Raw genomic sequence first — 23,118 nt, 5'->3', positions numbered from 1 at the left:
GGTGGATCACGCTGGCGCTGCACCAGGCCCCGGCGGCCACGTGTACGGGCGGTCGACCAGGTCCTCGCCACCGGTCTCCGCCCGTCGGTCGGTGAGCCGGTCGGCCAGCAGCCGCGGCGCGCCACCCGGCAGCGCCAGCAGACCCTCCGTAGGTCTTGCTGGGCGACTTTCGCCTCCGGCCGGACAGCGATCCCGGCGGGAGGCGAGGATGAACACGGGGAGCCACGACATGAGGGGAGCGGATCACCGTGTCACTGAAGCGCAGCAGCTGTCCGGTGGCCACCGCGCTGACGGTGGAGGAACACCGGCGGTTAGCCGATCTGGAGTTCGGCGCGCACGAACTGGAGGACTTCACCTGGTGCGAGCTGGAGGCCGGTCACGAGGGTGAGTGGCACTACGCCCTCGGGCAGTCCGCGATGGACGGCAGATGGTGGCTTCGCTGGCGTCCCGGCGCCCGCGAGCTGATCAATCTCGAGCTCTGCACCGCTGAGGCCGGGCAGGGGCCCGACGAGGAGGAGCCCTGCCTGCTGTTCGCCGGCCATGACGCCCGCCACACCTTCGAGTACGGCATGGCGGCCAACCAGCAGGGCCTGCTGCACCGCGCCCTGACCGTCGGCGACCTGCGCAAGGCCATGGAGCACCTGGACGACGGCACGGCCGTCCGGGTGGGCGCCGTCACCACAGGCGTCCTGCCCGACCTCGGGTTCGAGGTGCTGCTCCAGGCGGTGGCCGAAGGCGGCATCGAGGCGCCCGGCAGGGGAGTGGACCCGGCCCTGGTGCTGCTCATCGGCCTCAACTCGGTCTCCCACAGCGACCGCCAGGTCATCTGACTCGCGTGGGCCGCGTTGCCCACCGTCACGGATTCAGTGTGGGGCCTACACGGCGTCCTGCTGGGCGCCGCTGATGGTCAAGTCGCCGACGCTCGCCCGAGCCTGCTCGGCCTGGCGGGCAGGCGCCCGATGCGGGTCTTTCTGGCTGCCGTACAGCGACGGGCCACGCTCCCCGCGATCACGCCGTCGTACGCAGCGCAGCAGGCCGCTGCGGGAGTGCGGCCTGCGTCCTGGCCTGCCGGGCGGCACGTCCGGCGCGGGCCCGGCGCAGCGCGGCCGCCTCGCTCGCCGCGGTCTGCCGGCGGCGCTGGGCACGGGCCTGCTCGAGCGAGGCCGGCTCATCGTCCGGCACCGCCTCCGGCTCCGGGAACGCCTGGCGGATGAGCGCGCGCAGCGCGCGGGTCTGCCGCTCCACAGCCTCCGCGATGGCCGGGTCGATCCGCCGCTCGTGCGCGACGACCCGGTGGGCGGCGAGCGCGGCCTGGTAGCCGGGGCACGCCGTCTCCCGGGGTCTTCACCGGTGCCTCGGTGTGGCCGAGACCGCCGGGGCCTGCGCTCGGTCGTACGGGGCATGGGTGCGGCGCCGGCCGCCAGGACCGGGATGGTGCGTACGGCGGCCGTGCCGACCGCGCTGTTCGCTGCGGCGACGTCCGGGCGCTGTTCAGCCGGAGCTGGGTGGCGTACGCGGACGAGTTCGCACGCAGATGCAGCTGCCCGGTCTTTGCGTGGCACGCCACGGTCTCAACGTGGGCGGGCAGGTGAGGGGGCACGGCGGTCGCGATGTCCGGCCACTGGTCCAGGACGCTGCCGCCGGCGGCCCGGGGCGTCCCAGGCCCGGTCGGCCCTCAGGCCTGGAGCACGGCGGTGGACCCCGGACGGCTCCCGGCCGACGCGGCGGGCAGCCGTGGGTGCGGGTGGGCGCTTCGTCTTCCGGGTGCCGCCCGCGCCGCGGGTCTTGGCGGCCGCACGGACCTGGTGCAGCGCGACCCGGGCCAGGTCGGCGCCGGACAGCTCCGGAGGCCCCGGCCGCTCGCCGCTGGTGATGGTCACCATCTCGGTCATCGCGGCCTCTTACCGGTGTCCGACGGTCATCAGCGAGCTGCCGCTCGCCAGCTTGCGAGCGCGCTGCACCAGGTCAGCGCCGAAGATGTGCACCGCAGCGGCCGGGCCGAGGGTGTCGTACGTGGTCATGACGAGCGTGGTGTCGCCCGCCATGAATTCGCCCCACCCGGTGGCCTGCATCTGCGCCAGGTCCTGCGGGCTCAGGTCTTCGACACCGCCCAGTTCGGGCAGTGCCTCGCCCTGGCCGGACGGCTGCGTCTGCGGTGCGAACGCCTCAGCGACCATGCGGCGGACCGCCCTGCTGCGCGGGGCCCGCCAGGCGCCCTCCCACTCCCGGTGCCGGGCCTTCTCCGCGCGGCGGGAGTCCCGGTACGCCTGGACGGCGCGCTCCCGGCCCTCCTCGGTCGGCCACAGGGCCACCGCACCGGCCAGCCGCCCGGCGAGGAACCCCGACGGGCGGTGCACGGTGCCCGGGGCGTCGCCGCAGTCCAGGAACGCGATCACCTGCTCTGCTGTCCAGCCCGCGTCCGCAACCTCCCGCACGATCCAGGCGATTCGGGGCACCGAGGCCCGGCCCAGCCACGGCACCCGACGGATCAGCTCCGCGGCCAGCTGGAAACGGCGCCCGACCGCGTTGAGCTTCCGGCGGCCGCGCTTGACCTTCTTCGGGGTGGGGGAATCGCTCTGCCCGCTGGCGAGCTTGCTCTCAGGGGGGAAGGAAGGAGTACCCGCAGAAGAAACACTGCAGGAACCACCCCCCATTGGGGTGCAACGGGCCTCATCCGAAACAGCCGTCACAACACCCTGGTCAGCACTGCCTAGGGTGCCCTTCGCCGGGGACTTCGAGGACGACTTCGCTCGAGGCCGACGCACCTTCCGGGACGCCTTCGTCGCCAGCTTCGCCATCAGCTCCCGGCCGGCCTCCGCGATGCCCGTCATCCGCCGCCCGGTGCCCTCACCGGCCGTCCGCACGCCCAGCGCCACGTCGAACTCGAGCGGCACCATCAGCGCGAACTTGCTCGCCTGCGCTGCCTCACCGCGCACCCGGGTGCCGCGCACGATGTACGCGAGCAGCCCGGCCTCCCGCAGCATCGCCAGGTGGTACTCCACCGACCGCTCGGACAAACCGGTGCGGCGCACCAGGTACTCGATCCCCGGACGGCACGGCGACAGCTGCGCCAGCTCCTGGGCGACCCGCACCGTCGTCGCCCCGAAGCTGCGCGGGCCGTGCGACCGGTGCCGCCGCGGCTGATACAGCCCGGACCCGGCGACCCAGTGGACCGCCTGCATCCACGAGTAGCCGTCCAGCGCGACCCGGCCCGTCGACACCGACAACCACTGCCGCGCCTCCGGCACGAACAGACCCGGCAGCACGACGACCGCGCCGGCGTCCTCGACCGACGAGCGCGGAGCGGGCACCCTCACGGCGGCCGGCGCCGCCACGGCGCTCACCGGCTCGCCCGGATGATCGAGATAGAGATCATCTCGGCAGCCTTGCGCAGGCAGCCTGTGGACAGAGCCTGCGCAGGCGCGAGGACCCGGTTCACTCCCGCCCGGCGGGCAGAACCATCGGATCGCGTCCCGTCCCACGGGACGGAGTCCCGGACCACCGCGGCGGCCGACGTCGCCAGGAGGACAGGGGCCCCCCTCCCGGTAGAGGTACGGCGGGCCGGGGGGCGTGTGACACTCCACCCCGAAGAATCTTCGTGACTAATGCCGTGAACAGGGCAAAGAGGATGTGCGAATCCCGTCACCCGGGAAGCTCTGGAGGCCCTAACCGGCCCGAAACGGACAGGGTCGAGCTGACAAGGGACACCACTGTCGTGCACTATGGCCCTACACCTTCCATATGGATCAACCGAGACCGGCTCCCTGGCAGGAGCCGAGCTCGATGACTCGTGTGGATGGACCGCCGATCCTTGGCCGGGTCGGCGGACCTAACCGCAGAGCCCCTTGGCCGGGGCCCCGCGGGTGTTGTGTTGGCCCTGTCAAGGGGCCTGGTGAAGATGAGCGGCTCGGCGAGCCGCAGCTCAGAGTCGGGGGCTAACCGAGATCTGAGCACCCGCCCGGTGGCTAATCCGGGCGGTGAGACGGGCCGCGCGAGGCCAGAGGATGGCGAGTCCTCCTTCGGCGCGCGCGGCCGGTGGCCGGCTAGGTCATCCCGACCCCCTCGAATCCGAAGGCGGCGTCGGCATGCCCTCACCCGGCTCGGTGGCCTGCGGGTAGCGCTCCGCGAGCCTCTTGAGCAGGTGCATGTAGACCGAGCGGTGCGGGCGGCGCGGGTGGGCCTGCCCCAGCTCCCAGCGAGCCACTGCCAGGCGCTTCACGCCTACGGCATCGGCGACCTCCTGCTGGGAGAGTCCCGCGGCGAGGCGCAACTGCTGCCGCACGCGCGGCGGCGGCAGGACCTCGTCCAGCAGAGCGTCGACCCGCTCCAAGGGGTCCAGATCCGGCATCGTGCAGCCTCTCATGATCGATGATCTACCGAAAGATACATCACCGGACCGGTCGTGGCCATCCGCCGCACCGTGCGCTGCTGGTTCTCTTCGGCTGGACGACAACACACCGGTCGGCCGGCAATCGGCGCTCAGCGACGCCGTCACTGCCCCGCCCCGGGACGCTTGCTCAAGTCCGTCAGCTCGTTGAGGAACGCCACCTCGACGCCGCTGACGAACTCGCCGCGGGCGGCGAGGAAGTGACGGGTGTGCTCCTGGTCTTCGTGCGCCAGGAACGCGTCGTGGTCGGCGTAGAGCTCGTAGAAGACCCGCACCAGCGGCTCGTCCACGGGCGCGTGCACCGTGTACACGAGCGTGCCGGGCTCGCCGCGGATGCCCTGGATGGTCTGCGCGACCAGCGCGTCGAACGCTGCGGCCGCCGCGTCATCGCGCAGGGTGAACCGCACCGTCAGTGCATATCCGCTGGCCACCGTGTCTCCTCCGTGTGGGTACGTGCTCGTCATGAATCGACCCCCAGGTGTGCGTTGACCGCCTTGGCGGCGGCCGTGAGCTCGGACAGCTCCTCCACGACCACTCCTGCCTCCGACAGCTGCTCGATCCCGACGCAGTCGGCGACGAATACCGCGGGCTCGCGCCAGGCGACCACGACACGCGGTAGGCCGGCGGCGAGGATCAGTTGCGCACAGGGGGTCACCCGCTTCCGCCGCTGAGAGCAGGGCTCCAATGTGCTGTAGATCGTCGCGGTCTTCAGCCGCGGATCGCCGGCGGGCAGTTTCGCCAGCGCCGCCTCCTCGGCGTGCACTCGCGCATCCGTCTCCCGGCTGTAGCCGGACGACAGCTCGCTCCCGTCGGCGGCCACGATGACCGCACCGACGGAGTACGCGCCCTCGGAGGGCGGGCAGAGCTTCGACAGATCGATCGCCCGGCGCATCCAGTACAGGTCGCGCTCGTGCGCGACGGAAGAGACGTTCATCAGGATCGCTCCTTCGGGGCGTAGCGGAGCAGCACGACGTCGCCGATCGCGCGGGCCTCCAGCAGCCGCATCCGCGCGGTCGAGCCGCCCGAGTAGTCGGCGGAGCCCAGGAACTTCGGGGCGCCGGCTTGGCCGACCAGCAGCGGGGCGACAGCGAGATGCAGTTCATCGGCGAGATCCGCGGCCATGAGCTGCGTGTGAATCGTGCCGCCGCCCTCCACCATGAGCCGGCGCACGCCGCGACGCCCGAGCTCATCGAGGACCAGGCCCCAGTCGAGCTCCGGCCCGACGGCAACCACGTCGGCGAGATCACCCAATGTCGCCCGGAACTTCTCCACCGCGCCGTCCACGGTCACCACGAGCTTCTCGCCGCCGTGGTGCCAGAACTTCAGACCGCTGGAGAGGTCACCGGACGCGGTGACCGTGACCTTCAGGGGGTACTCCGGCCTGCCGGCCGAGGCGCGCTGCGCGCGGCGCGCCGCGGAGTTCACCAGCAGGCGCGGATTGTCCTTCCGCAGGGTGGTGGCGCCGATCAGGATGGCGTCGCAGGAGGCACGGACCTCATCGACGCGGTCGAAATCGTCCGAGTTGCTCAGAAGAAGCCGGTCGGGGCTGGTGTCGTCCAGGTAGCCGTCGACGCTCATGGCGGCGGACAGCAGAACGTACGGGCGCGCGATCGCCTGCTCCGGCAGCAGTTTCTTCCCTGTGACCGAGGGCGCCGCCGCAGGACACACGGACCCCAGCCGCCCCTGGGGGGAGCGATGCTCCGATGGACTTGCCATCACCGCCTCCATTCGTGGGCGAGAACGGAGTACAGCACGCTGTCGCGCCACGCCCCGTTCGTGAAGACGTGATCCCGCAATACGCCCTCCCTCGTGAACCCGAGCCGCTCCACGACGGCGATGGAGGCCGCGTTGTCAGGGCCGATCGCCGCGCTGATCCGGTGCAGGCCCACGTCGCGGAACGCGTAGGTCACCAGCGTGCGGGCCGCGTCTGTTGCGTAGCCGCGGCCCCACTCCCTTGCCGCAATGGCATAGCCCAATTTGCCTGCTTGAACACCGGAGAGGCCGATCCGACTAAACCCGATCAAACGTTCATCATCCTGCTTGGTCACGGCTAGGTAAAACTCGGTCCGCGGCTCCTGCTGAGCTCGTTCCACGGTGCCTTTGACCATTGCCTCAGCCTGATCCCGTGAGCGACTGTCGAAGGACAGAAACGCCGTCACTTTGTCGTCGCCGATGATGTCCAGGACGTCATCGACGTCATCAATGCTGAATTCACGCAGAACGATACGGTCGCCGGCCAGCCGAATCGGGTACGGCAAGGGAGACTCCTAGCGCGGGAGGGACTTGAGCGGTGTGCGGGTGAAGAGCTCGATTTTTTCCTGGAGATCGGCGCCAGCATCGGCGAATGGCGAGTCCCGCAGGGCGCGGTGCACCCGTTGCGCACAGTGAATGATGCCATTGATGCGTTGCTCGGGTGCGAGCTCGAGAACCGGCGTGACGGCCTCTTCAGCGCCTTCCAGCTCACCAAGCTGGATGCGAGCGATAGCCAAGGCGCTATGCGAGCCCGCCTGATCCCCAAACGCCCACTCGGCAGATGAGCTGTCCTCATAGGCAACCACGGCGCGCGCTGCATAGTCACCCGCGACTGTGGCTTGCGACGGCAGCCACGACAGGGCCTCGGCCGCATAGTAGATCTGTCGGGCCCGGCCGAAGTTGCACAGGCCGCCCAGCTCGTCTACCTCGTCTCTCTGAACGCTGCCCCAGGCGTTCTCGGCGCGTTCGATGGCGGCTCGTGCCGCGTTCGCGTTGCCCAGTGCTGCCCAGGCGCGGGCCTCGTTCATTGGCAACCACACGCTGGAGGTGTTACACGTCGCGAATTCGGCGCCAGACTGCGCGTAGCGTACGGACTCGCGTGTTCGGCCGGCCCAGTACGAGACCAGAGACTGAATGCCTCTGATCCACGCACGCAGCCCGTTGTGGTCGGCGTTGTCTGCGCAGACGAAAGCCGTCCGCGCCTGCGTCAGTGCCGCGTGCGGGTCAGCGAGGTCATGCGAGGCCTTTGCGAGCAGCCCGCCCGTGACACCCGCGAGGAAGTACAGCTGGCGCGCCTGAGCGGGACGGCGTTGCTGCTCCAACAACGTGAAGATTGTGTCCTGCGTCGTGACCAGATCTTGCAGCAGTTCCGATAGCGGCAGCTGCGGGTAATCCGTTGCTATGCGTTGGACGTCCGCGTGTACCTGTTCCATGACGTCGGATGTCAGTTCAGTCTGACCTGCCGCGAGGGCGAAGCTCTTAGCGCGTCGTGCTGCCATTTCAATCAACTCCCGGTCCGCAGCCGGCTGCCCTGTAGCCAGGACCAGCCCTGTGGATGCGTCTACCGCCGCTAAGACCTCGCCGCTCCAGGGGGCGAGAAGCTCATCGAGCGGTTTCCCGAACATCTGTTGCAGAACGCGTCGCATGACTGGGGTGGTGCTGGCCCGCTCCCCGCGGGCCAGCCGCCGGAGATGCCGTGTGCTGAGGGTGACGTCTTCGCCTAGCTGTTCGGCCAGACGTTTGAAGTCGTCGACGATCTCCTCGTAAGTGCGCGGCTGCTGGCGTAGCAGGAACTCCAGCTTCGTGCGTGGGTCTCCTTTGCGTGCGTTGCCGGCCACCAGTCCTCCCGAGTCACGAATACGTGCTCTGCAGCGCCAGTGTCGTGCTGCGATGGCGGCTAGTCAGCAGAGCGAGGGCCTTGGTCCGCTAGCGGTCCGCTTCATGTCCCGGAGTGGTCCGGTACGGGGCCGATGTCGGACCTCGTTTGGTCATGCTCCCCCGTCAGAGAGTTGCGTTCGACGAGTTCGCACGGACCGCGGAAAGTTGAGGAGGACGCCATGCCCCACGAACGGCATGTGGTGACCGACGCGCACGGTCGGCCCACCGATCTCGCCTCCAATGCCCCCGTCGCTCACTCCTGTGGTTGCGGGTGCAGCAAGTCCGCAGCCCCACTGATGCCGCGAGGCTGGAGGGAAGCCGCCATCCCCGCCGCAGCGATTCTGAGCGCTTTCCTGATCGTCTTGGTTCTGCTCCTGGTGGTGCGGGACATCCTGGTCGCGGTCGTCAGCAGCATTCCGTCCGGCTTGTTCCTCGCAGGGCTTTCCGTGTTGGCCGGTCGGCGGGCTCGGTGAGGGCACGGTGTCAGCCATCACGCCCCTTCTCGATCTTGTCCAGGCGTGCGGACAGCTCCGCGACTTGGGACTCGAGAGCCTTGATGGCCCGGGTAGTTGGATCTGCGTCAGTGTCGCTTTTGGTGTCGCGTACGAAGGAACCGCGACCTTGGTGGGAATAGATCAATCCGGCGGCGCGCAGTTCAGACAGAGCTCGCTGGACCGTACCCGGTGCCACCCTGTACTCCTCCGAGAGCTCTCGGGTGCTCGGCAGCTTGGCGCCGGCTGCCAGTCGCCCCAGGAGGATCTTCTCTCTGTAGTCCTGGACGATCCGTTGGTATGGCTGCACGGCCTCGTTGCTCATGAGCGACATCGTAGGGGCGCCCCCTCGCCTTAGCTATCTTCCACATCTTCCTCAACGAACCGCTTGACACGCTCCGAACTGTATCAGCTAAGTTAGCTATGCCGACGAGGTGTTCTGGTCGGCAAAGCCCTCCGTGCCCGCCTAGCGCAGGCCTAAGGCCACCGCGCCACCGAGAGGAGCACCACCCTCATGAACGTCGTCCGCCGCCCCGCCGCCAGCCTCGTCACTGAGGTCGGTTTCGATGCTGAGACGCTCGCGCTCCTGGAGACGGTCGAGGTGCCGCTCCCTGACTTCGCCGGCATCGACCTGGACGTCGTGTTCGGTACGCCGCTGGAGATGCACGAGCTCGTGACTCCGGACGAGGTGGTCCGCTTCGACGCCGCGGCCGGCCCGAGGGGCGGCCACACGATGGCGCAGGACGAGGTCGCCGCCGATCTCGCGGCGCGCAGGGACGCGGCCCGGGACATCGTCGCGGCCGACCCGTCGGTCACCGAGCGAGTCCGCGAGCGGCTGCTCGAGGCCCTGGAGCCCTCGGTCGCCGAGTGGATTCGCGAGGAGTTGATGGCTGCGGCCCTCGCGGTCGGCGCGCAGATGCTTCGCCCCTCCCCCACCGGCTCCGTGCCGGCCGCCGAGCCGCTGCCGCGCGCTGCCTGACCCTGCCGGGTCCTCACGGACCCGGCTCTCCCACCCGGAACCGCCCCGCCCCGTGGGCGGCGCCGGATGAGGGAGCCGGACCCTCGGCCCTCCTGGTACCGCCCGGACCCCGACGACCGCGACAGCGCGAGGGGGAAGGCAGCGGCCGCTGTTTGAGAACTCCACAGCGTGATCCACCACCGCAGTACCGGCCGTGACGGCACCGGCCGGGGGGTGAGTGGAAACCCGTCGCGAGGCGCCATTACCGCTGGTGGTGGCAGCCGACGCGTGCGACGACACCGCAGGGCTCATCGCTGCGGGAGAGCACGGAGGGTCGACACCCTCGCGACGTTAAAGAACGACGCGGCACACCTGAACCGCACTGGCCCCTCCGGACGGATCTCCCGGACGGCTCGCGGTCCGCGTCTCGATGAGATCCGGCGCCCCGCACACCGGGGCGCCGCGCAACCACGATCGCAGCCCCGCGCTGCCCAGTCGTTCACCGACCCGCCTCCGGGCGGTCCGGTGAGCGGTGGAGAGCGCGGAGGACTTCACGCTCCACCACCCACCCGACCCCGGCAGGAGAGCTCATGAATTTGCTGATCAACCACCAGTACATCGTCCCGGCCGGCGAGGTTGACCGGCTGACCTCGGAGGAGGCGTACCACTTGATCGGCGTCAACACGGTGCACGGCCTCGATCCGGTCGTGCATACCCAGACCGCCCAAGGCGAGCGGCTACGGACCCGCGACGGCAACGTGCTCACCGTCGTGGCCCTCCAGGGCACGGAGGTCAAGAGCGTGCTCGCGTTCGAGCAGGTCTGACGGCTGCCTGATCCGCTCGCCCCGGCCCCGGCCGGAACGGGCGGTGACGGGGAGCCGGGCAGCCCCTGCCCGAGCCTCTCTCAACGCGACAACCCTCAGGGATGAGCCCCCCGAGGGTTGTCCAGGACCTGAATGGGAGGCCCTGATGAACGTCAGCATCGCACAGCAGCCGGCCGCAGCGGCGGCGGAGCCGGACCCGGTGGCCCTGGAGGGGCTGCGCCGGGTCGTGGACGAGCAGATCGGCCCGCGGCAGCCGGGCGCCATCTACCGGAACGTCGACGGAGCGTTCGAGGTCCTGGAGCTTGTCCGGGACCCGGAGCGGGCCCGCGCGCTGCTGGGGCGCCGCAGCGCGCAGTGGGCGCTGATCGTGAAGGACGTGCTGCGGCCCGGTGCCGAGTCCTTCGCGATCGGGTCGGCCTGGACGACGTCCGATCACCTGGTGCCCGATGGGCGCGTGACGGGTAGTAGGCCGCGGTGAGCGCCGCGATGGCTGTGGGTGCCGAGATGGTGATGGAGCGGCCGCAGCTGCCGGCCCCTCGGCCTGGGTTGTATGTGCGGCACCGGGAGGAGCGCGGGTTCACGGCGCACGTCACCGCGTCGGAGACCACCTTCCCTGCGGTGCGGCGCCTGGCCGGGTGGGTGCTGATCTCCTACGGGGTCGACCGGGAGGTGGCCGACACCGTCGAGTTGGTGGTCTCGGAGCTGGTCGGCAATGCGGTGCGGGTCTGCGGCCCGTCGGTGCCGGTGGTGGTCGAGGTGTACCTCACCGGGGGCGGCGTCGCGGTGAGGGTGCACGATCCCGAACCGGAGATGCTGCCGCGCCGCAGCCGGAGGCCGATGGACAGTGATCAGGCTGTCTCCGGCCGGGGCCTGGCGCTGCTGGATGTACTGGCCCCGGGCTGGAAGGTCGCCTGCTCGCCGGTCGGCAAGAAGATCTGCTGCCTCGTCCCCTGCTCGTAGAAGTCCGTTCCGCCGCGGGGGCCGGGGTGCGGAAGGTCAGCCCTGGGAGGCGCGAGGCGTACGTCGCTCGCGCGCAGGGCCGGGACCACCGCACGCCCGCGCCCCGGCGTGGCCTGCTCCTTCCTCCCTCATCTGCCGTCACCGTCCGGCGTCCGCGGCCGGAGGGGCGCGGGGAGGCCGTTCTTCTGCCCTTGATCTTCTGGGAGGCCCTGATGAACTGCTCGTCCGTCGCCCGCACTCACACCTGCGCGCCCGTCGCCACCGCAGCGCCGCACCCGCCCCGCGCGGCATGTGCCGATGAGGACCCTGAGCTGTTCTTCCCGGTCGGCGAGAGTGCGTCGGCGCTGTTGCAGACCGAGGAGGCGAAGGCCATCTGCCGCCGCTGCCCGCTGGAGGAGAGCTGCCTCCGGGAGGCGCTGGCCCGCGGCGAGCGCTTCGGCGTGTGGGGCGGCACCGACGCGGAGGAGCGTCGCCGGATGACGCGCTGCGCAGCCCGCGACCCTGCCCACAACGCCTCCTGATCACTCTAGCGGCTGCCTGCCCCCGTCCCGTCTCGCCCGGCGCGGGCGGGGGCAGGGAGCGCCGGACAGCCGTCCCCGCCCTCTACGCATAGGAGAACGCCATGCTGCATCCCGCCACCGCGCCCGACGTCACCGAGACGGTCACCGAACACATCCGCGAGCACCGCAAGTACCTCGCCAGCGACAGCCGGTGCATCCTCGCCTGCCTCACTGAGAAGGAGACGGTGGGCCGGTTCAGCGCCGTCGCCGGAGCGGTCGTCGAAGCCGAGCTGCACATCCGCTTCGGCAAGCGCTTCGGCCGGGGCGAGAGGTGGGACGCCGAGGAGTACACGGTCCAGTTCGCCGCGCTCGCCCAGTGCACCGGTCACGGCTGCATCGACTCGAAGCACGAGGTGCCGGCCACAGACGTGTTCCTGCTGTACGCCGATGCCGACGAGACAGCCCCCCACGCGCTGCCGCTGGTCACCGCGGCTCGGGCCTGGGCCCAGAAGCACGCCGAGACCTGCCGCGCTCTGCCGTACACCGGCCGCTGACCTGGCCCCCGCCCGGCGGGAGTTCCCTCGGTCTGCCCACCGGGCCACTGCCAGCCGGCCGCCCGTGCAGCGGACGGCCGGTTTTCCGTACGTCTCCAGCCCGGGAAGGCCCCGGGCTTCGCCCCCTTGCAGGAGAGAGTCCATGGACTCCAGCACCCACCTCAACACTGCGATCGGCGACAGCCGTACGGCCCGTCGGCTACCGGACGCGCTGTGTCCGCACACCCCGAAGTGTCCGGCCGCCGACAGCTCTGACCGGGAAGCCGCGCACGTCGTGGCCAGCCACCCGGAGCAGGGTTGGAGCCTGCTGTGCAACGCAGTCCTGGTCTTCGAGGACACCGGCGAGCTGCTCCCCGACGGCCAGGTCATCGCCCCGCACCGGCCGCTCGCGGTCGCGGCCTGACGGCTGCCTGATCCGCCCGCGCCGACCACCGAGCCTGCTGGCGCCCGCCTCCGGCGGCACGGCGCGCCGTTCCCCGAGAGCTGACCTGCTCCCGCCACGCGGGAGCCGCGGGCAAGTCCCCGCCCGCCTCACCGCACGTCTCCAGGCCGGTCGCCCGCGCCCCGGGCCGCCGGCCCTTTTGCCCGGCCCCGCCCGGGAAGGACCCGGGCTCGCTGCTCTTCGATGGAGGACCGATGGCCCACACCATCCCGCTCAAGACACCGCTGGACGACACCGGCCTGCCTCGCCGGCAGGACGCGGCCCCGTCGGCCCCGGCGACTTCCCCGATCGACACCTCTCGCTTCAACCACCCGCACTTCCTGGGCACCTCGCCCGGCAAGCGCGACGGCTGGGTCGTCTACTCCTTCGCGCCCTTCACCGGCCTGGAGGACAGGCCCCGCCTGCCCGAGGCCGCATGCCGCGAGCTCCCGTTGGGCTGGCAGGACTGGTGCTCCCTGTCCCGCCAGTACGAGGTGGCGGAGATCGTGTGGTCGCACGCCCGACTCCGCCGACAGGCCAAGCCCCTCCTGCACAGGGCCGCCCCGCTGTGGCATGCCTGGACGACGGCGCGAGACCGGCTGATCGCGACGTTCGAGCAGTTCTGGGACACCGGCGACGGGCAGTGGCGCGCGCAGCTGCTCCGCCTCACCGATGCCGAACGAGCCGCCGCCCAGGCAGCCCACGAGTGGGACGCGGTCGCCGCACAGCTCGCGCAGGTTGCCGCCGACCAGATCGGCGTCGCCGGCTGGGAGGAGGAACTCGCGCTGACCGTGGTCGCCAAGGAGATCGGGTACGACGCGTCGGACTGGGAGATCTGCCACGTCGACGACTACACCTCCCCGCTCCCGCAGTACCGCATCGTGCGAGACGGCGTCGACCACTGGGACCGCGCCACCCCGCTCGCCGCTAGGGCCGCACAGCTGATCGAGGCGCAGCGTGAGCGGCTGCGTGAGGTAGCCCGCCTTGCCGGCGACCCGGCGGACCGCGCGTCGGCCTGAGTTTTGCTCCCGTCCGGCGGGAGCGCGGGGCAACTCGCCGCCCGCTCCGCGCCACCACCGCACGCCGGCCGCCCGCACCCCGGGCGGCCCCGTTGATCCGCCCGCTGCTCCTGGTGACAGTCCAGGAGCCAGAACACGAAGGAGATGCGATGGCCGGGAGACTCGCCCGCCTGACCAGCCCACTGCGCCACATCGACGCCGACCCGGACCAGCTGGTCGGCGAGGCGTACCGGCTGCTCCAGGAGGCGGAGAAGAACCACGGTGCCTGGGCGGTGATGGACGCCTACACCGGCATGGCGAGCGTGAAGATCCAGCTTGCCCAGTACCTCAAGGAGCACCGCGGCTGAGAGGCGGTGCTGAACCTGACCGCCGCGGCCCCGGCCGGTGACGACCTCCGCGCTCGGGGCCGGCGGTTGTCCCGCTTCGCCACGACCGCCAGGCCGTGGCGGGTCCGGAGAGCCGGAGATGGCTCGGCAAAGGGAAGAGGCCCCGGTCCAGGGGGCCTCTCCTTTGTTCTCGCGATCCGCTGATAAGGGAGCGATTCGCATGGTCAACGCTACCAGCGGGGGTGCCCGGTGAGTACAACCACGGCCCCGGCCGCCGACAAAGCGACGGACGACACGTGCGTGGCGCACAGCCCGCTCGCGGCGCTGCTGGCCACGCTCACCGCGCTGGCCGCCACCGTCCTCGCGCTGTTCGACCTGTTCGTGAACGGCCTGTGGCCCACCTGCCTGCACCTGGCCGTCGGCCTCGCCGTGTTCGGCGCGGTCCGGCTGTGCGTGGGCCTGGCCCTCGCCCCGTTCATCCCGACCGACGACCCGGAGCGCAGCACATGACCGCCGTCGACTTCCGCAAGCCCGACGTGATCCGCCCGGACGGCGACGACGATCCGCGCTCCTGGGACGGCCCCGGCCCGGCCGGCCACCACGACCTTGACCACCACGACGACGTCCAGGAGCAGCACGACGCCCCGGGGGCCGGCACTGAGCCGGACGACGACGACCCGCGCGCCATGCGGCTGATCGCCGTCTTCGCTGGAGTCGGCGGCCTCCTCCTCGCCGCGATCGGCTTCACCGGCTCCTACACCACGCTCAAGAACCTCGCGGCGAGCAAGGGCTTCGGCCTCTTCTCCTACGCGTTCCCCATCGGCATCGACGCCGGCATCCTCGTGCTCCTGGCGCTCGACCTCTACATGATCCGCAAGCGGATGCCGATGCCGATCCTGCGCTGGGCCGCCCACGGGCTGACCGCCGCCACGGTGACGTTCAACGCCGCCGCCCCGACGGGGCCGTGGACGGCCGACCCGCTGGCGGCGTCCATGCACGGTGTCATCCCCGTGCTGTTCATCATCGCGGTGGAGGCCGCCCGCCACTACATCGGCCGGATGGCCGACCTGCTGGCCGGCGCCACCCCGCTCGGGTCGGTCCCGCTGACCCGGTGGCTCCTCTCCCCGCTGACCACGCCCCGTCTGGCCCGCCGGATGCGGCTCTACAACCTCCCGTACGGGGAGGTCGCCGCTCAGCACCAGCAGCTGCAGATCTACCGCGAGGGCCTGCGGCAGAAGTACGCCGGCGACCCGCGGGGCTGGCGGAGGGTGGCGACGGCGAACGAACTGCTGCCGTTCAAGCTGGCGCCCTTCGGGTTCAGCGTGGAGCGGGCCCTCGCGGTGCCGCTGGTGGAGGAGAGTAAGCGGATCGAGAGGGAGGCACAGGCCGCCGTTCAGCGTGCCGAGGCCGAAATTCAACGGGTGAAAACCGATGTTCAACTCGGGGCCGCTCGCATTCAGGCGGAGGTCGACAAGATCCGCGCCGAGGGCCGGTTGAAGATCGCCCGAGCCGAAGCGGAACGCGAGGCTCAGGCGGAGATTCAGCGCGCCGAGGCCGATGCTCAACTCCGCGAAGCCAAGCGTCAGCACGCGCTCAAGCTCGCCGAGGACCAGGCCGCCGCCGAAGCGCAGCAGCTCGCCGACGAGACCGAGAAGCGCCGCACCCTCGCCCAGATCGAGCGGGAGAAGGCGCAGGCCAGCTGGGGTCTGGAGAAGCAGCAGATGGTCACGCAGGCCACCGAGGCCGAGCGCCGCATCCAGGCGGATGCCGCCGCCCGCGCCCAGCGGGAGGAGGCCGCCCGTAAGGCCGGCATCGCAGAGCAGGAGCAGCGCCGGGCGGAGGCCGAAGCCGCGGCCAAGAAGGCTCTCGAAGAGGCCGCTGAACACCAGCGGAAGGAGGCTGAACACCGCGCCGCGACGCTGAACGCGGCCAAGCAGGAGCAACTGGAGAAGGAGGAAATCGCCGCTTCGAAGGCCCGGGAGGAGGCCGCGATCGAGGAGGCCGCGGAACGCCGGGCACGGGCGGCTGAACACGAGGCCCGTGCGGTCGAAGCCGCCGCTCTGGCCCGCATGTCCCAGGTCGAATGGGACGTGCACCGGGTCGTCGCGATGATCCAGGCCCGGGGCGAGAGCGCGGTCACCGTCCGCGTCATCGCCGACGAACTGGGCATCTCCACCGGCTCCGCGCAGGACCGCAAGACCCGCGCCGTCGAACTCCTCAAGCGCGGCGGAAACCAGGCTCCCGATCAGGCCGCAGCCTGAAAACGGCACCTGATCTGAGGGTCCTCCTGGCGGCCACGGTCGCCCCCCGCACCACCCCTTCAGCCCGCCGCCGGGCCGGGGCGGTGGCGGGGGCCGGCCGCGGCCGCCAGGCCGACCGCTCCACCCGCTCCACCCGCATGGTCCGCGCCGACCAGCAGCCCGGAAAGCGCCTATTGCACCCCGGCCCCGCCGTTTACGGAAAGTAGCGGCGAGGCGAGGCGAGGCGAGGCGAGGCGAGGCGAGGCGACGCGAGGCGACGCTCACCCGGAGATGAGCGCGCTCACCTCTGGTGACGCCGAGGGTGAGCGTGAGCGTCCGGCGCTCACCTCCGGCGCTCACCTCCGGCGCTCGCACCGGTGAGCGCACCACTGAGGACGACGACGCTCACCGAGCGGACGGCCCCCGTACGCGCAGCGAGCGTGACGCGCTCACCGAGCGCCGTCACGACCGCATCCGTCTCCTCTACACCGAGCTCGGGCGCCGCCCGCAGTGGACGGAGATCCGTGACGCGCTCACCGAGGCGGGCCTGTCCGACGAGCCTGTCTCCCGCCCGACCGCTCAGCGCCTGCGCGAGCAGGTCGAGGAGAGCGCCCAGGACGCTCTCGTGAGCGCCAAGGCGAGCGCTCCGGCGAACGCCTGAGCGCCACCGCCTCGGCAAGTACCTGCCGCTCATGGTCGCCCCCGGCTCCGCGCGTCCACGCTCCCGAGCGTGAGCGCGGGGCCGGTGACGGCCACGGCCGGCAGGCCACTTCACCCGCACCCGCGCCCCGAGCACGGATGCGGCGGCCCAGGCCCGCACCCACCCACCCCCAGCCCGCGCACCAGCGGATCGCACCGAGGAGAAAACGCTGATGACGACCGACGACAAGCCGTCGCGCAAGGGCGTCTGGACGCCCGACCTGCTCGCCCAGGGCCCCGAGAAGCGCAGGGTGTTCATCGAGCAGCGCAGGCAGTACCTCGCCCCGCTGCTCGCCGAGATGAAGGCCCTGGCGGGCGAGCTGGACGCCGACATCGCCGAGCGGCCGGCCCTGTACGGCGACCTGCCGTGGTCCCGCTACCTGCGGGCGCGCAAGACGATGAAGCCCTTCACCGAGGCCGTCGCCGACCTGGAGAGCTTCATCGGGCACCTGACCCAGTACGCCGCCCGGTACAAGGCCAACTACGAGGAACTGCCGGAGGCGAGGGCCGAGAAGAAGGCGCACAAGGAGCGGGTCGCGGAGCTGAAGGCGGGCAAGGCGCAGCCGCAGATCGAGGCCCCGCCGGCCCGGGAAGCGGAATCCGCCGTCGACCCGTCGCCGTTCTTCTCGCACCTGAAGAAGACGGGCTGATGCCGGGGAAGGACCCCGCTCGCTCGAAGCGGCTCCAGGCGGAGCTGTGGGCCCCTCGGATCAACGCTGCCGAGGGGCACCGGGCGCGCGTCATCGTCCTGATCGACATGGCGCGCGCCCGGCTTTCCGAGGACGACCCGATGTGGGAACCGCTGGCCAAGCAGCTCGGCCAGTACCTCGAGAAGGCCCTCGAGGAGCGGTGACTCTACGCGTTCAACAATCAACGCCGAATCCAGAGAATCCGGCGGACCGGCTGTCGCCACACGCGCGCGTCACGCGCGCGCGTACGCGAGGGAATCTGGTTACGTCAAGTAGTCAACAGGAGATAGGCCGATGGCCGACGACGACCGGGGCGCGGACGTCCTGACGCTTCCGACATTCAACCTGTCGCCGCCCGGATCGACTCCGGACGACGACGATGTCCCCGGCCTGCCGGAGCCGCCGAGCACGGCTCCGCCGCCCGACTTCTCGCTGCCCTTCCACGTGCCCGACAGCGAGGAGGACGGCAGCGACCACGACCCCGACAACGTCGCCGGGGAGATGGTCGCCAACGCCGTAAGCGGAACCGGCACACCGGCCCGTGCGACGGCCTCGATGGCGATGGTCACGATGGCGGCGATCGCCGTCGCGGCGATACGCGGCACGTGGTCCATGGCGGCCTACCTCAAGGCGCGCCGTGAGCACCACGACGCCGTCGCCGACAAGGCGCGCGAGGCGGCCGACAAGCAGAAGGTCGCCAACGCGGAGAAGGGCGCGAAGAACCGCGTGCAGCCGGGTCCGGAGTTCGGGCGCGGTGCGGCGAAGGGCGGCGGCCGAGGTGCCGGCGGCGGGTCCGGGTCGGGCTCGGGCGGCGGCGGCCGCGGGACCTTCGGGCAGAAGGGCGCCGCCAAGGGCTCGACCGGCAACGCCTCGACCGGGGCCGGCGGGCGCGGCACGGGAGCGAAGGACTCGAAGGGTTCGGGTTCCGCCAACGGCTCGGGCGGCGGCGGCCGGCGCGGGTCCAGCAACCCGGGCTCGTCCAGCTCGGGTTCCACGGGCGCTGGCAGCAAGGGTTCGAAGGGATCGGCCGGGTCGTCCGACAGGTCCGGGTCCCGGGGATCGGGCGGCAGCTCGTCGAAGAAGCCGGGCACGCTCGGGCAGATGGCGCTGAACCGCCAGAAGCGCAAGGCCGATGAGGCGAAGGCCCAGCGGCAGGCGGCGGCCGATGAGCGCAAGGCCGATCTCGCCGACCGGGCCGCGGCACGCAAGCAGGCCGAGAAGGACGCCGACGCCCGCCGCCAGCGCAAGGCCGAGAGGCGGAAGGCGAAACTCGAACGGGCGAAGGCCGACACCTCGGGCAAGGGCTCCAAGAAGGACGACAAGGCGGCGGGCAAGGACGACACCGAGAAGGTCGACCTCAAGAAGAAGCCAAAGCCCGGCGACAAGGGCGACGGCGACGGCACGTCGACGACGCCGAAGACGCCCAAGGGCGGTACGGCGAAGACACGGAAGGCGCGCCGGAAGAAGCCCCCGTGGAAGCGCCGCAGCGCCCGCAGGAAGCCCGGAGACGGTGCTCCTGGGGGGAAGCGGCGTCGCACCGGTCGTACGGGCCGCAGCGGCTCGTCTGAGGGCGTCGGGAGCATGCCCGGCGGCGACGGCGAGTGGCTCAAGCCCCCGCCCGGCTGGGACGTCTCCTACTCCGTGACGCTCGAGCGCGAGCCGGTGCGCAGCAGGCCCTCCGTCCGGCGCCCGGCAGAGATCGGGACCGGTCAGAAGGGCCTGCCCGCTGGCAAGGGTGAGGTCGTCACGCCGACGCGCACCGAACCGAAAGAGAGCCCCATCGTGATGGGAACCGCAGCAGCGGTCGGTGAGATCGGCGACACCCAGTTCGTCGACGCCGACCTGACCGTGTACGACCTGATCGACTCCGACGAGGAGATGAGCGAGCAGATCCTCGGCGGGGTCGACCATATGCGGCTCGTCGCCTCCAAGTGCGACGGGCTGAAGAACGGCCTGGAGAACCTCTACGCCACGTGCGTGGACAAGAAGGTCCCCGGCGTCCTGGTCAAGCGGTGCATCCGCTTGATGGAACGCGCCGGGAGCGTGCAGGACAAGGCCGAAGCGCTCGCCAAGTCCCTGCCGCGCGCGTCCGAGGCGATCCTCACCGCCCGGGACACCGCGATCGAGGCCGACAAGCACCGCGCAGACGCGGTGAAGGACGCGGGCCACGTCGCACCGGCCGAGCGCGAGTATCACGACCGAAGCGGGGTGTGACCATGAGCGAATCGGAAGCCATCGAGCCCACCAGCGTGCAGACGGGCGCCGAGGTCGCCGCGGCGTCCGGCGGCCCGGACCTTCCGGCCCCGGCGGGCGAGCACAACGACGCGCCGGCCGACGGCGGCGAGCTCGCCCCGGTCAGCAGCGGGCGGATCGTCGACGTCATCGCCGACGCGATGACGTTCACGCTCGTCATCGCGCGCCTGGCGGTCGCCGCGGTCGCGATGCGGATGCTGTCGCAGGCCGTGAAGGGCGCCTACTCGTACGTCGAAGGCTGCGCGAAGCAGGTCGACCACCTGGCCGACGTCGCCGCGAGCCTCGCCGTCGACGACACGGTCACCTCCTCGCACCACGACGCCGCGGGCGTCATGCGGGAGTCCCTGGCCCTGGCCGACGCGCTGTCCGCCGAGGCGGCCGAGATGTCGACCGAGTTCGACAACGCGGCCCGCGACCACGAAGCCGACTACGGCACCGTCAACGAGGCGATGCAGTCCGGCCCGTACGACGTCGCTGAACGCGAGTGGTACAGCAACCGCTGACCCAACCCACCCCCAGCCGAAGGCGCCGACCCACCCCCAGGGTCGGCGCCTTCACCATCCTCTGGAAAGGAGCGCCGCCGATGCTGGGCGCGTACTTCGAATCCGCCATCGACACCGCCCAGCGCGCGGGCTCCGCCCTCGCCCTGGGCGTCGGCCGGTTCGCCACCATCGCGGGCGCGGGCGCGGCCGGCGCCGGACTGTTCACCGACCAGCCGACCGTTCCGGCGCTCATCACGACGGTCGCCCTCGGCGTCGGAGGAGCGTTCCTGTCCCCGCGCCTGGTCACCTCGCGCCCGCAGAAGCGGCCGATCGCGACGTTCCTGTACCTCACGCCGCACGGGCTCCTGTCCTCGATCCTGATCGCCGAACTCGCCGCGACGAGCACCCAGGCGAGGCTGATCGAGGGCGGCGCCGTGCTGCTGTGGACGGCCGGCGTCTGGTGGCTGCGCCCGGCGGCCCTCGGCAAGCGCGTCGCGAAGTGGAACATCGACCCCGAGCCCGAGGTCGTTGAGGAGGAGACCGACGGCGGCGAGGAGACCTCGAGCGTGGTCGCCGTCGCCGAGGACCTGCCCGACGACCCCGCCGCCCGGTGGTGGGCGATCCACGCGGCGAAGGACGGCGGCGTCGCCCCCGACACGACGATCATCGGCATCGAGCGGATCGAGGACGGCCGTCGCGTCGCCGTGGCGCTCGGCTCGAAGACGCCCGGCGAGCCCGTGCCGGAGATCAAGTTGCGCCGCCTGTCCGCGCTGATGAACCTGCCGGTCTCCCTGCTGGAGGTTCAGGACATCCCCGGCTACGGCGCGGGCGTCGCGATGCTGCTGATCGGGCCGAAGCCCGAGGCGTCCATCGCCGACGAAGACGTGTGGGCCGAGATCAGCCGCACCGCGCTGCCCGGCGTGCAGCTGGTGGAGGTCAACGAGTACGACCTGTCGAAGGAGCTGAACCCGTGACGTCGCCGGCAACTCTCGCGAAGGAACACGTCGAAGAGAAGAAGGTGATGCGCGAGTACATCCTGCGTACCCGCCCCGGCGGGGTGAAGGGTGTCGACCACGACGCGCTGTGCGACCTGCTGGAGGTCGACGACCCCAGCCGCGTCATCTTCGAGCAGGGCCGCGGCCGCGAGGCCGTCGTCCGGGTCTTCCCCGTGAACCCGCTCGCCACCATGCGGGCGATCACGCTGGAAGACCTGACGATGGACGAGAACGGCTGCATCCGGGTCGGCTCGTACTACGACGGCGAGCCGCTGCGGATGCGGGTGCACGACCCTGAGACCGGCAACGCCCAGCGCGTCATCATCTTCGGCACGACCGGCGCCGGGAAGTCCCGCGCCCTTCAGGCGTTCCTGATCGCTTGCAAGCGGGCCGGCATCGTCGTGCACCTCGCCGACCTCAAGGGCGGCCAGTCCGTCCCCGAGGCCCAGGGCAACGTCGCAACCCACGTGACGGACCTGAAGGAAGCGATGGGCCTGCTGCGGGCCGCCGTTGCCAAGGCCGAAGCGCGGTTCAAGAAGTACGCCAAGCTGGGCCGGTCCGGGTTCATCATCAACGACCCCGACCCGCTTGAGTACGTCGTCATCGACGAGGCGAACCGCCTGCTGGAGAAGGGCAGCCCGTTCCGAGCCGAGGCCGCCAAGCTCATCAAGGAGATCGGTCGGACCGGGCGCAGCGTCGGCATCGGCATCGTCCTGGCCGCCCAGGCCGGACACCTCGACGAGCTCGGCGGCAGCGACACGTTGAGGGCCATGCTCAAGGAAGGCGAAGTGATCCTGCTTCGCTGGTCGTCGCAGATGATGCAGGCCCTGGTCTCCGACGGCCTGCTGCCCTCCGGCGAGAACCTCCAGCCGATCCTCAAGGAGATCGGCCGCGTCCGGCGCATCCGGCGCTGGGACGGCCGCAAGGACGCCGGCGGCACCAAGGTCAACAGCCAGGGCATGTGCTACCACCTGACCTCCCACCGGTCGTCCTCCATGGCGCGCTTCTTCCTGGTCGGCTCGCTCAAGCCCTACAAGGGGCACGACCCCGCGATCCGCGCCCTGTACGGCAGCGCGCCCCCGCCGGGCGAGCCGCTGCGCCTGATCTTCCCGCCGCCGAAGGAGGGCAAGGCAGGCTCGGGCGGCGCCGATCCGGACGGGGCGGGCCTGGAGTACGCCGAGGGTGACGAGCCCGAGCTGGAGGCGATGCCGGCGATGCCGAAGACCAACGCCCAGCGCATCCTCGCGGCCCTCGAAGACGGCCCCCTGTCCGAGGCCGACCTGCTCGACGCGCTCGACAACGACGGCGGCAGGGACGTCAAGCCCGGGTCCATCCGCACCACGATCAGCAACCTGCGCCGTGAGGGGCAGCTCGCCCCCAAGGACGCATCCGGCCTGATCAGCCTCCCCCAATGAGCACCGGCCCCGGACCCAAGCGTCCGGGGCCGCTACCTGCGATCCCTCAAAGGGAGTCTTCCCACCGTGGCCCTGACCGTCTCCTTGGTCGTCCTCGCCGGAATCGCCGTGCTGATCCTGCTCCGCACCGGCTACCTGCGGATCTGGCCCGCGCTCGCCGCCGTGCTGTTCGGCTTCACCCTCGCCTCCACCGGCATCGCCCCCGCCATCAGCGGCGCGATCAGCAGCGTCGCCGTATGGATCAGCCAGCTCGGATAAGCCCACCCCCGCTCCCC

The 23,118-nt window shown here is 71.1% G+C and carries 30 protein-coding genes; 21 read left to right on the top strand and 9 right to left on the bottom strand.

Annotation, left to right across the window (positions count from 1 at the left end):
- The first annotated feature begins 248 nt into the window (after nt 1-248).
- Complete coding sequence (locus ACSNOD_RS08280) at nt 249-830, top strand: hypothetical protein (protein WP_436766121.1); 582 nt, start codon at nt 249-251, stop codon at nt 828-830.
- A 178-nt stretch (nt 831-1,008) separates the two neighbouring features.
- Here ACSNOD_RS08280 and ACSNOD_RS08275 read toward each other — a convergent pair whose 3' ends face one another.
- From ACSNOD_RS08275 to ACSNOD_RS08240, 8 genes are all read right to left on the bottom strand, one after another.
- A complete protein-coding gene (locus tag ACSNOD_RS08275; protein WP_436766120.1) occupies nt 1,009-1,245 on the bottom strand; it encodes a hypothetical protein in 237 nt (78 codons plus the stop codon).
- 656 nt (nt 1,246-1,901) lie between these two features.
- Nucleotides 1,902-3,317, bottom strand: coding sequence for a helix-turn-helix domain-containing protein (locus ACSNOD_RS08270; RefSeq protein ID WP_436766119.1), 1,416 nt, complete (start codon nt 3,315-3,317; stop codon nt 1,902-1,904).
- Nucleotides 3,318-4,048: 731 nt separating this feature from the next.
- Nucleotides 4,049-4,363, bottom strand: coding sequence for a helix-turn-helix transcriptional regulator (locus ACSNOD_RS08265; protein WP_436766118.1), 315 nt, complete (start codon nt 4,361-4,363; stop codon nt 4,049-4,051).
- Nucleotides 4,364-4,491: 128 nt separating this feature from the next.
- The gene (locus ACSNOD_RS08260) at nt 4,492-4,818 is read right to left on the bottom strand and encodes a putative quinol monooxygenase (protein ID WP_436766117.1); all 327 of its coding nucleotides are present in this window, start codon (nt 4,816-4,818) and stop codon (nt 4,492-4,494) included.
- 29 nt (nt 4,819-4,847) lie between these two features.
- A complete protein-coding gene (locus ACSNOD_RS08255; RefSeq protein ID WP_436766116.1) occupies nt 4,848-5,321 on the bottom strand; it encodes a deaminase in 474 nt (157 codons plus the stop codon).
- The gene (locus ACSNOD_RS08250; RefSeq protein ID WP_436766131.1) at nt 5,321-5,965 is read right to left on the bottom strand and encodes a RibD family protein; all 645 of its coding nucleotides are present in this window, start codon (nt 5,963-5,965) and stop codon (nt 5,321-5,323) included. The genes ACSNOD_RS08255 and ACSNOD_RS08250 overlap by 1 nt, the downstream gene beginning before the upstream one ends.
- Nucleotides 5,966-6,102: 137 nt before the next feature.
- On the bottom strand, nt 6,103-6,645 hold the full coding sequence (locus ACSNOD_RS08245) for a GNAT family N-acetyltransferase (RefSeq protein ID WP_436766115.1): 543 nt from the start codon (nt 6,643-6,645) through the stop codon (nt 6,103-6,105).
- Nucleotides 6,646-6,654: 9 nt separating this feature from the next.
- Nucleotides 6,655-7,977 (bottom strand): hypothetical protein, encoded by a 1,323-nt coding sequence (locus tag ACSNOD_RS08240; protein WP_436766114.1) that lies wholly within the window; start codon nt 7,975-7,977, stop codon nt 6,655-6,657.
- Nucleotides 7,978-8,196: 219 nt separating this feature from the next.
- Between ACSNOD_RS08240 and ACSNOD_RS08235 the strand changes: the two genes are divergently transcribed.
- Nucleotides 8,197-8,490 carry a hypothetical protein gene (locus ACSNOD_RS08235; protein WP_436766113.1) on the top strand — a complete coding sequence of 98 codons (294 nt, stop codon included), beginning with the start codon at nt 8,197-8,199 and terminating at the stop codon, nt 8,488-8,490.
- Nucleotides 8,491-8,500: 10 nt separating this feature from the next.
- On the opposite strand, the gene ACSNOD_RS08230 is transcribed toward ACSNOD_RS08235, so the two are convergent.
- A complete protein-coding gene (locus tag ACSNOD_RS08230; RefSeq protein ID WP_436766112.1) occupies nt 8,501-8,833 on the bottom strand; it encodes a GntR family transcriptional regulator in 333 nt (110 codons plus the stop codon).
- A gap of 189 nt (nt 8,834-9,022) precedes the next feature.
- Here ACSNOD_RS08230 and ACSNOD_RS08225 point away from each other — a divergent pair, with 189 nt between their 5' ends.
- The 19 genes from ACSNOD_RS08225 to ACSNOD_RS08135 all read left to right on the top strand — a co-directional run bounded on the left by ACSNOD_RS08225 (nt 9,023) and on the right by ACSNOD_RS08135 (nt 23,101).
- On the top strand, nt 9,023-9,487 hold the full coding sequence (locus ACSNOD_RS08225; protein ID WP_436766111.1) for a hypothetical protein: 465 nt from the start codon (nt 9,023-9,025) through the stop codon (nt 9,485-9,487).
- A gap of 569 nt (nt 9,488-10,056) precedes the next feature.
- Entirely contained in the window at nt 10,057-10,290 is a 234-nt protein-coding gene (locus ACSNOD_RS08220; protein ID WP_436766110.1) for a hypothetical protein, read from the top strand.
- A 145-nt stretch (nt 10,291-10,435) separates the two neighbouring features.
- Entirely contained in the window at nt 10,436-10,768 is a 333-nt protein-coding gene (locus ACSNOD_RS08215; protein ID WP_436766109.1) for a hypothetical protein, read from the top strand.
- An 8-nt stretch (nt 10,769-10,776) separates the two neighbouring features.
- Entirely contained in the window at nt 10,777-11,250 is a 474-nt protein-coding gene (locus tag ACSNOD_RS08210) for an ATP-binding protein (RefSeq protein WP_436766108.1), read from the top strand.
- 212 nt (nt 11,251-11,462) lie between these two features.
- Nucleotides 11,463-11,771, top strand: coding sequence for a WhiB family transcriptional regulator (locus ACSNOD_RS08205; RefSeq protein ID WP_436766130.1), 309 nt, complete (start codon nt 11,463-11,465; stop codon nt 11,769-11,771).
- Between the two features lie 101 nt (nt 11,772-11,872).
- Nucleotides 11,873-12,304, top strand: coding sequence for a hypothetical protein (locus ACSNOD_RS08200; RefSeq protein WP_436766107.1), 432 nt, complete (start codon nt 11,873-11,875; stop codon nt 12,302-12,304).
- 211 nt (nt 12,305-12,515) lie between these two features.
- A complete protein-coding gene (locus tag ACSNOD_RS08195; protein ID WP_436766129.1) occupies nt 12,516-12,707 on the top strand; it encodes a DUF5999 family protein in 192 nt (63 codons plus the stop codon).
- 233 nt (nt 12,708-12,940) lie between these two features.
- On the top strand, nt 12,941-13,744 hold the full coding sequence (locus tag ACSNOD_RS08190; RefSeq protein WP_436766106.1) for a hypothetical protein: 804 nt from the start codon (nt 12,941-12,943) through the stop codon (nt 13,742-13,744).
- 149 nt (nt 13,745-13,893) lie between these two features.
- Nucleotides 13,894-14,091 (top strand): hypothetical protein, encoded by a 198-nt coding sequence (locus ACSNOD_RS08185; protein ID WP_436766105.1) that lies wholly within the window; start codon nt 13,894-13,896, stop codon nt 14,089-14,091.
- Between the two features lie 228 nt (nt 14,092-14,319).
- Complete coding sequence (locus ACSNOD_RS08180; protein ID WP_436766104.1) at nt 14,320-14,580, top strand: hypothetical protein; 261 nt, start codon at nt 14,320-14,322, stop codon at nt 14,578-14,580.
- Nucleotides 14,577-16,331: a DUF2637 domain-containing protein gene (locus ACSNOD_RS08175; RefSeq protein WP_436766103.1), complete on the top strand. Its 1,755-nt coding sequence runs from the start codon at nt 14,577-14,579 to the stop codon at nt 16,329-16,331. The genes ACSNOD_RS08180 and ACSNOD_RS08175 overlap by 4 nt, the downstream gene beginning before the upstream one ends.
- 307 nt (nt 16,332-16,638) lie before the next feature.
- Nucleotides 16,639-16,971, top strand: coding sequence for a hypothetical protein (locus ACSNOD_RS08170; RefSeq protein WP_436766102.1), 333 nt, complete (start codon nt 16,639-16,641; stop codon nt 16,969-16,971).
- A 211-nt stretch (nt 16,972-17,182) separates the two neighbouring features.
- Nucleotides 17,183-17,659 (top strand): hypothetical protein, encoded by a 477-nt coding sequence (locus tag ACSNOD_RS08165; protein ID WP_436766101.1) that lies wholly within the window; start codon nt 17,183-17,185, stop codon nt 17,657-17,659.
- On the top strand, nt 17,659-17,862 hold the full coding sequence (locus ACSNOD_RS08160) for a hypothetical protein (RefSeq protein WP_142197572.1): 204 nt from the start codon (nt 17,659-17,661) through the stop codon (nt 17,860-17,862). The genes ACSNOD_RS08165 and ACSNOD_RS08160 overlap by 1 nt, the downstream gene beginning before the upstream one ends.
- Nucleotides 17,863-17,992: 130 nt before the next feature.
- Nucleotides 17,993-19,912: a hypothetical protein gene (locus ACSNOD_RS08155; protein ID WP_436766100.1), complete on the top strand. Its 1,920-nt coding sequence runs from the start codon at nt 17,993-17,995 to the stop codon at nt 19,910-19,912.
- A gap of 2 nt (nt 19,913-19,914) precedes the next feature.
- Nucleotides 19,915-20,454, top strand: a complete 540-nt coding sequence (locus ACSNOD_RS08150) for a hypothetical protein (RefSeq protein WP_436766099.1) — start codon at nt 19,915-19,917, stop codon at nt 20,452-20,454.
- A gap of 80 nt (nt 20,455-20,534) precedes the next feature.
- On the top strand, nt 20,535-21,407 hold the full coding sequence (locus tag ACSNOD_RS08145) for a hypothetical protein (protein ID WP_436766098.1): 873 nt from the start codon (nt 20,535-20,537) through the stop codon (nt 21,405-21,407).
- Nucleotides 21,404-22,843 (top strand): DNA/RNA helicase domain-containing protein, encoded by a 1,440-nt coding sequence (locus ACSNOD_RS08140; RefSeq protein ID WP_436766097.1) that lies wholly within the window; start codon nt 21,404-21,406, stop codon nt 22,841-22,843. Before ACSNOD_RS08145 ends, ACSNOD_RS08140 begins: the two co-directional genes overlap by 4 nt.
- Before the next feature lie 66 nt (nt 22,844-22,909).
- Entirely contained in the window at nt 22,910-23,101 is a 192-nt protein-coding gene (locus ACSNOD_RS08135) for a hypothetical protein (protein WP_436766096.1), read from the top strand.
- Nucleotides 23,102-23,118: the final 17 nt, after the last annotated feature.

Origin of the sequence: Streptomyces sp. URMC 123 (assembly GCF_051386515.1) — a bacterium.
GTDB lineage: Bacteria > Actinomycetota > Actinomycetes > Streptomycetales > Streptomycetaceae > Streptomyces.
Note: the sequence above shows the minus strand (reverse complement) of the source record. Positions and strands in the feature narration are given on the sequence as shown.